The sequence below is a fragment of the Pseudomonas sp. SMN5 genome (assembly GCF_052041925.1).
In the GTDB taxonomy this organism is placed as follows: Bacteria; Pseudomonadota; Gammaproteobacteria; order Pseudomonadales; family Pseudomonadaceae; genus Aquipseudomonas.
Window position 1 is genome coordinate 1 of sequence record NZ_JBKGGX010000051.1, and the last position, 13,795, is coordinate 13,795.

Annotated in this window: 13 protein-coding genes; all 13 read right to left on the reverse strand. The window is 58.4% G+C overall.

What is annotated here, in order from left to right; all coding sequences use genetic code 11:
• On the reverse strand, positions 1-341 hold a 341-nt coding region (locus tag ACLEJR_RS26790; protein WP_440817698.1), incomplete at its 3' end, for an ImpA family type VI secretion system protein.
• Positions 338-3,685, reverse strand: coding sequence for an ImcF-related family protein (locus ACLEJR_RS26795; RefSeq protein ID WP_440817700.1), 3,348 nt, complete (start codon positions 3,683-3,685; stop codon positions 338-340). The genes ACLEJR_RS26795 and ACLEJR_RS26790, both read right to left, overlap by 4 nt.
• A complete protein-coding gene (locus ACLEJR_RS26800) occupies positions 3,682-4,836 on the reverse strand; it encodes a hypothetical protein (RefSeq protein WP_440817702.1) in 1,155 nt (384 codons plus the stop codon). The genes ACLEJR_RS26795 and ACLEJR_RS26800 overlap by 4 nt, the downstream gene beginning before the upstream one ends.
• Positions 4,837-4,839: 3 nt before the next feature.
• Complete coding sequence (locus tag ACLEJR_RS26805) at positions 4,840-5,211, reverse strand: PAAR domain-containing protein (RefSeq protein WP_440817704.1); 372 nt, start codon at positions 5,209-5,211, stop codon at positions 4,840-4,842.
• 187 nt (positions 5,212-5,398) lie between these two features.
• Positions 5,399-6,172 (reverse strand): hypothetical protein, encoded by a 774-nt coding sequence (locus tag ACLEJR_RS26810; protein ID WP_440817706.1) that lies wholly within the window; start codon positions 6,170-6,172, stop codon positions 5,399-5,401.
• Positions 6,169-6,606, reverse strand: coding sequence for a hypothetical protein (locus ACLEJR_RS26815; RefSeq protein ID WP_440817708.1), 438 nt, complete (start codon positions 6,604-6,606; stop codon positions 6,169-6,171). The genes ACLEJR_RS26810 and ACLEJR_RS26815 overlap by 4 nt, the downstream gene beginning before the upstream one ends.
• A gap of 78 nt (positions 6,607-6,684) precedes the next feature.
• Positions 6,685-6,945, reverse strand: coding sequence for a hypothetical protein (locus ACLEJR_RS26820; protein WP_440817710.1), 261 nt, complete (start codon positions 6,943-6,945; stop codon positions 6,685-6,687).
• Positions 6,942-7,715 carry a hypothetical protein gene (locus tag ACLEJR_RS26825; RefSeq protein ID WP_440817713.1) on the reverse strand — a complete coding sequence of 258 codons (774 nt, stop codon included), beginning with the start codon at positions 7,713-7,715 and terminating at the stop codon, positions 6,942-6,944. Before ACLEJR_RS26825 ends, ACLEJR_RS26820 begins: the two co-directional genes overlap by 4 nt.
• A gap of 11 nt (positions 7,716-7,726) precedes the next feature.
• Complete coding sequence (locus ACLEJR_RS26830; RefSeq protein ID WP_440817714.1) at positions 7,727-8,395, reverse strand: hypothetical protein; 669 nt, start codon at positions 8,393-8,395, stop codon at positions 7,727-7,729.
• Positions 8,392-9,153: a hypothetical protein gene (locus tag ACLEJR_RS26835; RefSeq protein WP_440817716.1), complete on the reverse strand. Its 762-nt coding sequence runs from the start codon at positions 9,151-9,153 to the stop codon at positions 8,392-8,394. Before ACLEJR_RS26835 ends, ACLEJR_RS26830 begins: the two co-directional genes overlap by 4 nt.
• 22 nt (positions 9,154-9,175) lie before the next feature.
• The gene (locus ACLEJR_RS26840) at positions 9,176-11,221 is read right to left on the reverse strand and encodes a lipase family protein (RefSeq protein WP_440817718.1); all 2,046 of its coding nucleotides are present in this window, start codon (positions 11,219-11,221) and stop codon (positions 9,176-9,178) included.
• Positions 11,222-11,440: 219 nt separating this feature from the next.
• On the reverse strand, positions 11,441-12,010 hold the full coding sequence (locus tag ACLEJR_RS26845) for a hypothetical protein (protein WP_440817721.1): 570 nt from the start codon (positions 12,008-12,010) through the stop codon (positions 11,441-11,443).
• Positions 12,007-13,795 (reverse strand): DUF2345 domain-containing protein (locus ACLEJR_RS26850; RefSeq protein ID WP_440817724.1); only part of this gene is annotated, 1,789 nt, incomplete at its 5' end. The genes ACLEJR_RS26845 and ACLEJR_RS26850, both read right to left, overlap by 4 nt.

The following is a 13,795-nucleotide window of genomic DNA, read 5'->3' on the forward strand; positions in this document are numbered from 1 at the left end:
TCAACCAGGGAGGCAAATGGGTGTGTGCTGGTGGCGATTCCTCCCCCCCCGTCCCGATGCAAACGCGCCCACAGGTAGTAAGTGGCGACGCGCAGATCCTTGCAGGTATGTGTCAGCAGCTTTTCGGCCAAGGCAATCACTCGTTCGGTACTGGCCCCGGACAATTTATTGACCTCTTCGCGCATGCACTGGAAGTCATCGTCATAGCCAGGGTCCTCGCCGACGGGCAAGTCTGCGCTGATGGGCTGCAACCAGGGTTGCCAGCGCGAGGCGTGTTCCCGGGCAACCGACAGCGCGTCGCGTTCGCCCAGGCAGCGCTCGATCAGGTGGCGCAAGCTCATTCGTACACTCCTTGGCGCGCAGCGGGCCCACCTTCGGCCAGAAAAATCTGCGACGGCAACTTGAACCCGCGCAGCTTGAGCAGTGCCAGCGGCCCGGCGTCCAGCTCGGTGCGCAGGTGCCAGGTCAGGTGCTCGCCGTCGGGGGTCTTGATAACCATGCGGTAGTGGCTGGCGCTGTCGTCCAGCGGCGTGAGCCGGGCGATTTCCAGCAGGCGGATCAGGCCCCAGGTGCCGGCGTAGTCGCCGAACAATTGTTCGTTGCCCACCAGGCCGGTCCAGCTCAGGCGCGCACCGGGGTACTCGCCGCGACCCGGCCAGTTGAAGCGCTGCCAGCGTTCTTTCTGGTTGAAGTAGTGGTGTTTTTCGCCGTTGAGGGTGAAGGTGCTCTGCACCACGTCGCGCTGCGGCTTGCCGCGCAACTCGAAACTCAGGCCCAGGCCGCCGTCGGTGAAGAGCACATCGGCCAGCTCGCTGAGTTGGTTGACCGCCGCCAGAAACTGCGGATTCAAGCGCAGGCCCTGGCCGTGACGCGGGTCGGCCACCCAGCGGTTGCCTTCCTTGCGCAGCACGCCGCTCAACTGGCTGCGCAGGAACTGTTCGATGCGCCCCGAGTCCGCCCGGACCATTTGCCCGAGCATCGGCAGCGAGGCGTCGCTGCTGGTGGCGGCGAATGGATAGCGCCCGGTGAAGGCCGCGTTCCAATGGTCGACGATCGAGCGTTGCCACTGGCGGTTGAGCCCCGCCGCCGACGGTTGCAGGACCTGCTGCCACGCCTGTTCCAGCGGACGCACGAACAGCGTCTCGCCCACCCCGGCCCATTGCGCGCCGAGGCTGGCGGCCATCAGGCGCCCATAGGCCTGGGTGTCGGTCAGGTCGATGCCGCGCCCCTGGAATACGGTTTGCGCCAATGCCTGGGTCATTTCCAGCGGGTCGGTGGCGGTGCCGACCTGTTGCAAGGTCAGGCGCACGCGGGTCACTCGGGTCAGAAACGCTTGCAGGCTCAGTTCATCAGCGCCGCCCTGGCCTTGCGGGCCTTTGCCCAGCAGCGCCAGCAACGGCCCGAACGTCGCGTCCAGCGGACCGCCGGGCAGCGGCGACAGAGGCTCGATTGCTGGCGCCTTGTCCGGCCCGAGCAGCTTTTGCGCGGATTTCATCAGCGAATCACCCAGCGCCTGACCGCGCCCACCGGCCTGGCCCTGGTAGGCCAGGGTGTTGACCAGCGCGATCAAGGGCGACTGGCGCACATCGCTCATCAGCGTCAACTGGTCGATCGCTTCGCTCAGGCCTGCCGGTGCGCGGGGGCGCAGGCGCTTGAGAAACGCCAGCCAGGCGTTGGCGTAGTCGCGAAAGTAGCGCTCGGTCAGGTGTTGGCTGAGCTGTTGCGCAGACAATCGCGTCTCGACATCCCCCGGCCGGTCGCTGAGCACCCAGTCGATTTCCTCGCGCCGCGCGCGGGCGATTTCATCGATGGCCTGGCGCACGTGGCCGTCCCAGGCCTGGCGGGTGAACACCCCGGCCACGCTGGCCTGGCTGGTGAACAGCAACGCCGCCTCGGTGTCGCCGACCATCTTTTGCAGGCCCAATGCCGGGTAGTGCCGCGCCGCCTCGTCGAGCACCTGCTGGTACAAAGTGGCTTCGGCGTTGCGCTGCCCGAGCTGGTCGAGCAGCACCTGTCGCACCTGCGCCACCAGGCGTGGATCGGCCTCGATGCGCCACGGCGGATTCGCCGCCAGCTGCTCGCCGTAGAACTGCCACAGGTTGGGCGCGATCAATGGCCAGAGCCCCGGCGCGACGCCTTCGCGGGACGGCTCGACATGGCTCAGGGCCTTGACCAATAGCTGCGCGTCGGCCTTTTCCGGGTGCGCCAGCATCAGGTAGGCCTTGAGCTGATCGTAGGCCTCGCCGGCCCGCTCGGCGCGTTCGGGGCTGTTCGGTGGCAACTGCACCAGGGCGCTCAACCGCTCACGCAGGCGGGCCGCCGCCGGGTCACGGATCAATCGATTGTTGGCCTCGACATAATGCGGCCACAGCGCCTGGCGCAGGTCCGCGTTACGGTTCAGACCAAAGCGCTGGTACCAGGGCGCGCCGTGGGCGAGCCGATAATCCAGGCGTGCCAGGTCATGCACCAGCTCGTTCAGCGCCCGCAGTTGCGCCTCGGGCTGCGAGGCCTGTTGCACCGCCGTGAGCAAGGCCTGCGCCTGGACGATCTGCGCGCGGTTGCTCACGAACGACAGCGCCATTCCGGTGCCCCACACCAGCGTCAATCCCGCCAGCACCGCATAAACCACCCGCGGCGCCCCCCAGCCCAGGCGCGCCGTGGCGCCGCGGTCGGCTTGCACGCCGCGCCACGCCGGGTCGGCCAGCCATAGATGCTCGGTGCTCGGCGCCTCTCGGCGCAGCGGCAAGCTGAACCACAGTCCGCGCAGCGGCACGCCCCGGGCAAAGCCACTCCACAACGGCGCCAGCACCTGCCGCCAGCGGGCGATCCCTTCGACCCGCAGATCGCGCGACAGACGCAGCAGAAAGTCATGCTCCACCTGCGTATTCATCTGGTCCAGGCCCTCGCGACGCAGCGGTGCAAGCAGCTCGGTCAAGCGCTCCTGCAACATCGCCGGCGTCACCCGCGGCGGCAACAGACAGCCCACCGGCTGCGTCGCACGCGCCTCCTGGGACCAGGCACTGGTGCAGACCTGCCACAGGTGCAACGGCAACTCCCAACCCACCTGCCGCGCCAATGCCTGCAAATGCCACAGGCCCACGCCCATCGCCTTGGCATCGCTGCACTGCGGCTGATCCAACGCCCAGATCACCCCATCCAACGCCCGGCCGCGGCTGTGCTTGAGCCATTCTTCGAGCAACGGCGCCTCAAGCTTCGCCTGCGCACTGCCGCCCCACAGCAGCACCGTGTTCTGGCCTTCGAGCCAGTGTTTCTCGGCGAGATCGGGGGCGATGGCGTCGATTTGCGCGGGCTCGCCGATCACCAACAGGACGCGGGTCTTGCGGCGCCAGAAGAGGCCGCGTTGGTGGTGGAGGTGGTTGCGTAGGTGCGCGAGTTGGATAGTCGCGTCGGGCAACACCAACTCCGCGTCCGGCTGAGGAAGAATTTTGTTGGCCCGCGCCTGCGCGCGGTAGTCCTGCCGCTTGAGGTGATTCAACAAACCGGGCGTCAGATACCCCACCGTTGCGATGACGATGACCAGTAAACAGGCCAGCGATTTGTGAGCGGGCTCCAGCAGACCGGCCCGTTCGCCATACGTCCACACGCCCCATCCCAATGCAACCAGCAGGATGATGATCCATACCGCGGCACCCGCACGACGCCATGAGTTGTTGAGTGTGCTCATGCCGCTTCTCCGGTCGTTACGGTGCTGATCCAATGTCCCGAGTTTTCCTGAGTCAACATCAGTAGCGGTCGCTGCTGATGCCTGGCCATCTCCACCCCTAGCGCCGCGGTCAACCAATGACTGAGCGGCCCCGGCAAGCCACACAGACATTCCTGAGTCCATTGCTGGTCCGCTTTCAGCGAAAGCTGCTCAGCGCCGCTGAGAGACAAGACACTTCTCATAAACGGCCGCCAGTCCGCGCGGTCGGCCAAGACGCCGGTCGCCAATCGAGCGTTGGTCTGGGATTGCAGAAATATCCGTAAATCGCCAGACAGATTGGCGATATCCAGCGGCATCGGACGTGACAGACCTCCCGCTACCGGCTGCTCCCCACTGAGCGCCAGTCGGTCCGGGCGAAGCAGCAATGCCGCCAAGCCGTCCGAATACGCCACGCCGCCGTGTATCTGCAGTATCAGGATCAATTCAGTGGTTGAACGGGCTGCCTTCAACGTCTCGTCGATCCACTGATACGACAGATTTCCGCAAAGGCTGACCGCTGCTGGTGTAGGCAGCTCAAAGTCGTTGACCCAGACCCGCTGCCAAGTGTCGCGCAAGCTCTCGTATCGGTCAGGCTCGACGTCACTAAGCAATGTCACCTGCAATCGCTGCTTTGCAGATACAGTCCGCACTGCTGGCGCCACGGCCGACAACAGAAGTCGAAGACCGGCATGTTCACGCTCTCGCTCCGGCAAGGCCGCGATGCGCCTTGCCTTGCCTACCCTGGACGGCACGTTGAAGTTGCGGGCGAGCACCGCCGCAGACACCTGATCCGGTAAAAGCACGCAACTGCCTTGCACCGCCAGATACCGATGAGCCCAACACTCCCAAGCCTGCTGCACCGCCTGCGCCTCAGTTGCCAGGAAATGCCAATGATTCAGCGCTCCACCGTAAACGTAGGCGCGGGTAGCGAACGCCAATACCCAAACCAGCAACGGTAAGCCCGATACCACCCAGACATTGAACGCCTCCAACCCTGCAACACGCTCAGAGACATGCAGCCAGAACAGCAACGCCCCCGCCAGCATGGCCACCAACGCTGCCAGAACCCAGCGACCCAGAAAAATGGACGTTGGTACTCGCGCCTCTTCTGGCGCCTGACGATCCCATCCCATGGCTCAGCCCACCGCACAATCAGGTGCGCTGGAAATCAGCCGGCAGCCACATTCACTGCGGCAACCGTTGACTACCAGGGCGCGGCCGTTCTCGAACCACGTAGCACAACCCTCGATGATGGGATTGATACCGTGGCCGGGAACAACGCAACTGACCTCATCACCCACCAGCGCCACTGGTCTGCCTCTTACGATGGTTGTGGAAGAAGCCGTTATGACTTCTCCACCGTGTGTGTTTTTATCACCCAGCAAAACAAATCCTTGTGACATTCCTAACATCTCCGTTAGTTCAAGCTGGCCAACATTCCGGTAACCGTTAATTAATAGATCTTCACGGTGCACCCAGGCGTCAATATTTGGTGAATAACCACCCAATATCTTTCAGGGCAAATATCTTTTTGAGCATCAAATTTCCAGCAACGTAGACACCCAGATCTTCCAGTGAAGGCTTGTTGTGATCGAAGATCGCTATGAGCGCTCCGTCGCCTTCGAAATCTCGTATTATTCCAAAAGCAGCGAGTCTTCAGGCTACGATCATTGGCGCAATAGTAGAAAGAGAGCTTCATTTCTTGCTCTCTGCCGCCAGGCGGATGGCTTGTAACCTCAAGAACTTCGAATCTGGACGCCCATCGGCTACAACATTGCCGTCGGGGTAGGTGTACGTAATGTAATTGCCCTTCTTTTTTTCTTTTACGCCAACTGAATACAGTTTGAAGTCGGAGTGCAGGATGGGCTCGAAGTGGACGTGACGGGCCTGTAGCGCCCGGTAGGCGACATAAATCCCTCCCTCTCCTATGAGGCTGACGCGCTTAATATATCCATCCAAAAAGTTCTCCTTTATCCAAGGGTAATAATCTCTTTTGAGTACCAAGTCCCCGGCAACTTCAAAATCCGCACCTCCCCGTGGAGAATTGTTGTGGTCGAAAATCGCAATGATGCCCCCGCCGGCCCCAGCCATCACATCCTGACCAAAGCGTTCAGGGTTCTTATATGTCACACCAAACGTCACGTTGCTCAACCTCCATTGACAGGCGCCACCGCCATCCCTGGGCAGACTCGCCTGATATAGGTCACTCTGTCCTTGTCGTTGTGGGTATACATCGATGCCGTGATAACCTTCCAATTCGATTCGCTGGCCACTCGCTCCGTGGGTGATGCGTTTACAGGTCGCTGAGCGATACATCACCTGCATCACTTCCGCTTCCAACTCCTTGGGCACTTTCACCGTTACGGTGATCTGTTCACTGTCGGGCGGTGGCGACAAGCTGTAGTCTTTGGCACAACCGCTCTGACTGATGAAAAGAATACTCAATGCAACAAGCGGAACATGTTTCATCGCTTGTTCTCCGCAGCCTGGCGAATAGCTTCCAGCTTGCCAAAGCTCGGCCCATATCTTCCATCAGCAACTACACTACCATCGGGATAAATGTAGGAAGTGTAATTACCTCTTTTCTTTTCCTTAGGTCCAATAGAATGCAATACAAAATCGGAATGCAGAATGGGCTCGAAGTATATTTGGCGAGCCTGTAGAGCCTGATAGACGGGAAAGATACTATTGCCATTACCTAACAAATGAATGGTTCTTTTATAACGACCTAGAAACTCCTCATCCATTCGTGGATAGTAATCCTTTTTTATTTTCAGATCCCCGTCAACTTTGAAATCTGCTCCTCCGCGTGGCGAGTTGTTGTGATCGAAAGTCGCCACAATTCCCCCGCCAGTCCCGAAGCTTACATTCTCACCAAAACGCGTAGGATCTTTGTAAGTCACACCTAACGTCACGTTGCTTAGACGCCACTGGCAAGCCCCGCCGCCATCCTTCGGCAGGCTCGCCTGATAAAGATCACTTTACCATTGCCGCACGGGCTGGATATCGATGCTCTGATAACCGTCGCGCTTATAGGGTCTGCCCCCAGCGGTGTGATCGGTGAACGTGCAAAGCGTTGAGCGGTACATCACCTGAAAGGTTCTAGCTTTCAGTTCCTCGGGCACTTTTACCGTCACAGTGATCTGTTCACTGTCGGGCGGTGGCGACAGGCTGTAGTCCTTGGCGCAACCGTCCTGGCTGATGAAAAGAACAATCAATGCAACAAGCGGAACATGTTTCATTGCTTGCCCTCCGCAGCCAGACGAATGGTTTGCAACCAGTCAAAGTTAGGCATGTGGGTTCGATCATCAACGACGCTGCCGTCGGGGTAGGTATAGGCGGTGTAATTACCCTCTTTCTTCACCTTGGGTCCTACTGAACGCAGTACGAATTCAGAATGCAGGACGGGTTCGAAATAGACGCGGCGTGCTTGTAATGCCTGATATTTGACATAAATACCGCCTGCACCTGTAAGACTGATACGTTTGCTATATCCATCCAAAAAATTCTCTTTTATCCAAGGGTAATAGTCTCTTTTAAGTATTAGATCCCCCTCGACTTTGATGCCTGCCCCACCACGTGGCGAATTGTTATGATCAAAAATCGCGATAATGCCCCCGCCGGCTCCAGACATCACATCCGGACCAAAACGCGAGGGATCCTTGTACGTCACACCAAACGTCACGTTGCTCAACCGCCACTGACAAGCCCCACCGCCATCCTTCGGCAGGCTCGCCTGATAAAGATCACTTCGCCCTTGTCGCACAGGCTGAATATCGGTGCTCTGGTAACCGTCGCGCTGATAGGGCCTGCCGCCAGCGGTGTGGTCGGTGAACGTGCAGACAGTTGAGCGATACATCACTTGCATCATTTCCGCTTCCAACTCCTCGGGCACTTTCACCGTTACGATGATCTGTTCACTGTCGGGCAGTGGCGACAGGCTGTAGTCCTTGGCGCAACCGCTCAGGCTGAAGCACAGGGCCAACAACGCAACGGGCATTTTCTCGATCATGGTATGGCCCCTCAGATATAAGTGTCCGTGTAGTACGTGGTGGAATCGGCCACGCCATCGAAACGCTGCAGCGCCTCGGCACCGCCTTCAGCTTCCCGAGTGTTGTTCAAGGCCTGAGCCAACAGGCCCTGCAAGTGGAGAAAGACCTGATTGCGATCGCGCTCATCCTCATGAATGCGGTCATAGTGTTCGTTCATCTGTTTTACGAACGCCTGCCGCTCTTCTTGCTCCCGCAACAGGGGGTTACGCTGGGGGTTGATCGACTCCAGCAGGTGGTTGTGCAGATAGGGTTGGTACTTCTTCATGAAATGATGACCAATACCCGTCACCCGCCCGGTCTTGGGGTTGCCGTAGCGTGGAAAGAAGGCGGCGCGCTCATCAGGCCGGAGCGAACCGAGCAGGCTCTTCTGCGCCGCTTCGGCCTTCTGCTCGCCATCTTCCGGACTCAGGCTGGGCACCAGGTAGAACTTGGCCTTGTGCGGCAGGCGCCGGGAGATGGGGTTGTAGTAAGGCGCGCCGAGCCGGTCCTTGTTTCGATATGCCGGGTAAGAAGAACCGCGCTCCCGAACGTGCTGCTCGGCGCGAAAGAACATCGCGACTTCGCCCTGGTGGCAATAGGGATCGCCGCGCTTGACCACGGCACTGGCCGCCAGTTGGGCCGAGTAGAAAGAGAGCCTCATTTCCTGCTCTCTGCCGCCAGGCGGATGGCTTGTAACCTCAAGAACTTCGAATCTGGACGCCCATCGGCTACAACATTGCCGTCGGGGTAGGTGTACGTAATGTAATTGCCCTTCTTTTTTTCTTTTACGCCAACTGAATAAAGGACGAATCCGGGATGTAGGACTGGTTCGAAATAGATTTGGTTTGCCTGTAGTGCCTGATATTTGACATGGGTTTTACCTTCACCAATTAGGCTAATGAACTTTTTATATCCACCTAAAAACCTCTCTGACACCCAAGGGTAGTAATCTTTTTTAAGTACCAAGTCCCCCGCAACTTTGTAATCAGCGCCTCCCCGTGGCGAATTATTATGATCGAAAATCGCAATGATCCCTCCGCCGCCTCCGAAAATCGCGTCCTGACCAAAAAACGAGGGATCTTTGTAGCGTACGCCGAATGTCACATTACTCAATTTCCATTGACAGGCGCCACCTCCATCCTTAGGCAGACTCGCCTGATAAAGGTCACTCTGCCCTTGTCGTTGTGGGTACACATCGATGCCGTGATAACCTTCCAATTCGATTCGCTGACCACTCGCTCCGTGGGTGATGCGTTTACAGGTCGCTGAGCGATACATCACCTGCATCACTTTCGCTTCCAACTCCTCGGGCACTTTCACCGTTACGGTGATCTGTTCACTGTCGGGCGGTGGCGACAAGCTGTAGTCCTTGGCACAACCGCTCAAACTGAAACACAGAGCCAACAGCGCAACGGGCATTCTCTCGATCATGGTCTGGCCCTCAGATATAAGTGTCGGTGTAGTACGTGGTGGGATCGGCCACGCTATCGAAACGCTGCAGTGCCTCGGCTCCACCCTCGGCTTCCCAGGTGCAGCCCAAGGCCTGGCTCAACAGGTCCTGCAGGTGGAGGAACACCCGGTTGCGGTCCAATTCCCCCGGATGAATGCGGTCATAGTGTTCGTTCATTTGTTCCATGAACGCCTGCCGCTCCTGTTGCTCCCGCAGCGCAGGGTTACGCTCGGGGCTGATCGACACCAGAAGGTGGTTATGCAGGTAGGGTTGATACTTCTTCATGAAATGATGACCAATACCCAACACCCGGCCGGTCTTGGGGTTGCCGTAGCGCGGAAAGAAGGCGGCGCGTTCATCAGGACGAAGTGAGCCGATCAGGTCCTTTTGCGCCGCTTCGGCCTTCTGCTCCCCCTCCTCTGGGCTCAGGCTGGGCACCAAGTAGAACTTGGCCTTGCGCGGCAAACGCCGGCTGATGGCATTGTGATAAGGCGCGCCGAGCCCGTCCTTGTTTCGATATGCCGGGTAAGACGAACCGCGCTCCCGAACGTGCTGCTCGGCGCGAAAGAACATCGCGACTTCACCCTGATGGCAATAGGGATCGCCCTGCTTGATTACAGCACTGGCCGCCAGTTGGGCCAGCGACCAGGTGAAGCCCAGCGTGGTGCCCAAGGGGCCATACAGGTCGTACAGATAGTTATCCAGGGCCGCTTCGGGCGGCACGCTGGGGATCAGGTCGGTATCGTTGACGTGACGGAAATGCACCAGCTCGCTCAGGCTTTGCACGGCCTTGAGGCTGAAAGTACGGGGCATGCCGTAGGTGTAGAGTATTGGATTCAGGTCTTTCAGCGACGCGGCATGGACCAAACCTAAAGCGCCGCCCAGGCTATGGCCGCAAATAAAGAGCTGCGCGCCCTCCGCTTCTTCTGGAATCGTCTTGCCCAGCTCATCTACATAAATTCTCCTTGCCATTTCGAAGGCATTGCGAAACCCCAGATGCACACTGCCCTCCGGCGCCAAGCCGTCGCAGGGCACCATGGGCTTACAAAGCTCGGCTACCTCGGGCGGGACCGGACGAAACGTCACATCGGTAAGCAGGTCATCGAAGCCATCGGTTTCGGTGCCACGCCAAGCGACCACAACCTGGGTCGCGCTGATGGCATAGAACAGTTGGGTGTCCCCCTCTGGGGGTTCTGCCTTATTAGTGTCCAGCAGCTCGAAACTCGCGTAGCGCTCATTGAACGGCACGTCCTTGACCAGGCAGAGCCAGTTGTCACCGTTGTCCCAGATTCGGGGAGCCCGCGACAGATCCAGGCACTGCTGGGCAAAGAATTCCTTGATGGACCCCCGATCCTCATCCGCCTCCTTGCTGTACGCCAAAATACTCATCAGCCCCAGGTTGTATGCATTGGCCATGCTGTACTCCGACTGGTGATGCAGTACCAAAGCCCAGGCCCGCAGCGGACAGACCTCCACTACGTGACGGCGCTCCAGTTGCTCGTATTCGAAGGTAAAGCCGCTGAAGGTCGGATCGGGAAAGTGGTATTCCGGAAGATGCTTGGGGTCCTCCAAGGGCGGGTTCAAGATCGGCAACCGATCGCACAACTGACCGATGCGCAGGTATTGATAGCCATGCCCCTGAGCCAGGGCCTGCCGCTCGATGGGTGAGAAACCCGCACGCTGTGGCTGATGCAGCGGGAACCGATTCGCAAAAGTTGGACGAGGCGGCTCAGGACGTTCCGTACGCAAGCGTCGGGTCTGCAATTGTTCTGCCAGAGGATCGGCCGCCAGCAACAGGGTGATCGGCAGCGGGTGCAGGCCCTCGATGCGAATCAGCCCTTGTGCGTCACTTTGGCCGGCGTATTCGGGGATGTGGTTCGTGCGGGTGGCTTCGTTCCGCGCCCGGTAGGGCATGTTCGCCAGGGGCTCGCCCTGTTCATCCACCAACTGGAATTCGATCCAGTATTTTTTCTGTTCGCCGACCACCACGACCTTGCAGGGGTTGAGCGTGTCCGTACGGTGATGAGTGTCTTGCATGTCGATCCTTGAAATATTGTTGTGCATTTGTTTTGACGGCTGACAAAAAGGCGTCATGACTTTTCCGTTACGCTCTGAAGCATTGCAGGTGCGTTAATTACCCTTCGGGCTTTTCCCATGGCACAGAAAAAAGCGGCCTAAAAGAATATTCCGAGAAAGATGGTCGGGGGCCCGTTGGCTTATGTTCCGGACACACCCATCCAAGAGCAATAAGACGTTTCATCCTCGCGCTCGCTCCGGCCACGATAGTTTCGTCAAGGATTCACGTTGCTCAGGGATATTCCCATTACGCTTGGAATCGCAATAAGGAATATCCTCCGCACCATTAGCCCGTCGAATATATTGAAGATACTCAACGACGCCATTGACGGTCTGGCCAATACAAAAGACCGCTGTATAACTATCCCTAGTTCGGTAGGCATCAGTCAGCCGAAATACATAAGTTCTGTTGATTTGGAGCACCAACGGCCGGGTCTTTAACTTCTCGTCATTCGATTCATACCCGTCGGGCACGACACCAAAAACCATGCAATCGCCGGCTTTCAGCGCCAGGGGTTCGGCTCCGGGGACAAGTGCGAGCCCCCAAGAGCCTGGGTTTCGGACATAGCCTTCAGATAGCGATATCCAACCGACTGTAAACGCCTTCTCTACATCATCAGGCAAACAAATCGCCGGATGACCATCAATCGCAGCAATTTGGGCAGTCGCCTTGCGGCCAAACGATGTTGCATCGGCAATGCCCGCCATACCCCACAAAAGCCCGAACACTATGGATATTGCCGGCTTCATACTTTGCGCCCAGTGGGGAGATGGGTCTTGTCCGCAGGGTTTTTCAGAAAATCCGCCAGGGTTGAAGCCAGCAGTTTCGGGCTTTGGGTAGCGTTGTTTCCATTCCATACCGATCGAGAATCACCCACCACACAAATCATGTAGTAATCCGATACGATCTCGCCCTGCTGCTCCATGTTGTATTCAGAAAATCTTCCTTCACTGCTCAATTTGTATTCATAGGCTTCAGCACCACGACTGCTCACGGTCAGACCGTTCTTCTTCACGGGATAACCCATTTGGTACTGCCATACATGGGTCATCTCATGCATGAACAGAGCCTTGTCCTGATCATTTGCCGTATTGGAAAAGTCATCCCTGTAGTACTCGGTACTTTCCGGGTAGTACATTTCACCATTCGGCGTAACAGCCGTATTTTGAAAACCAAAGAACAGCCACCAACCACCGTGATGTACTTTGACTTTGCTGTAGTTGACAGCGTCCTTGAATACCGATCGGGCCATGGCGACTTCACCTGTCGTCAACCCGCGCGTCTTGCCTTTGGGCAAAGCGACGCTTTTTGTGGAAGTACCCACGCCCGTATCGTTGGTCGAGATATTCATGGCGCTCAGGTCGATCTCCAGTGGGGCCTGGGCGTTCTGCGCAGCGCAACAGATCGGCTTCACGCCTTCGGGTGGGAACAGGGACAAACGACTGATCCGGGCCGGTTCCCGGGTCACGATGCGCTGCGTATGACCCTGCTCGTTGGTCATGCCTTCAAACGAGCTGTTATCCGCCAGGGTGACGCGGTAGTTCAGATTGCTTGCCGGCTTACCGTTCGGATCGACCAGGCGAAGTTGTTCATCGAACAGCGAATCCAGCATTTCGAGCTTCAGGTCCCCGGGTACCAGGGTGTTGATGCTCATGGTCCGGCCATCCTTGTCAGTTACGCCGGTGAATATGTCTCCTTGTTGGGTCGTGACTTGGTAACGAGAAAATGGCTTGGCCGCCTGGACTTGATTTCTAAGCTCATAGACACCGCTATAACCGGCAGGCAAAGGCGTGGCCGGGGTATCTAGCGTAGTGCCGTCGAGTTTCTCCACATTGAGCGCCTTGAGGTAGATATTGCCCGGCGCCCCCAGCTCGATCTCGCCATCCTTCAGGCGGATATAGGCGCCACCACAGTAGAGTACCAATTCTTGCGCAGCGCTTATTTCAACGCGTCCGCTGGTGCTCTCGACCTTGACGTCGGCTTTAGCCAGCGCATGCAAATCGCTTTTCTGAGCATGCAGTTTGATCTGGCCTTCTGCGGCCTTGAGTTGCAGATCGGCCTTGCGCGCCAACACGCTGACAGCGTCCTGTGCGGCGGCGGTAAAGTTGCGCCCGGCGCTGATATCGGCATTGTGTGCTGCCACGATGCCGACGCTTTCAGCCCCCGAGGCCAGGCATACGGCCTCGGGACTGACCATGCCGATTCCACTCGGGGCATGGACCAGAACGCCGGGCCGTTTCAGATTCTTCAGCGCCTCGCCCAAACGCCTCTGGCTCTCGACATCGCTGGGTATCGCTTCAGCGCTACGTGAAGCGCTGGCCAGTGAACGCGCCAGGGACAGCGCACTTTCCAATTGATTGATGGCGTCTTCCATGTCGAGCTGCATACCCGTCGCGCGTGGCTGCTCATCAGCACTGATGAACACCCCCTTGCCTCCGCGTATCGCCCCCCAACCGTCGCTGCGCAGTTCGAACCCTTCGCCGCGTTTGCGCTTGTCGGCGTCTACCAGGTGCCCGAGGTTGAGCTGGCTCTTA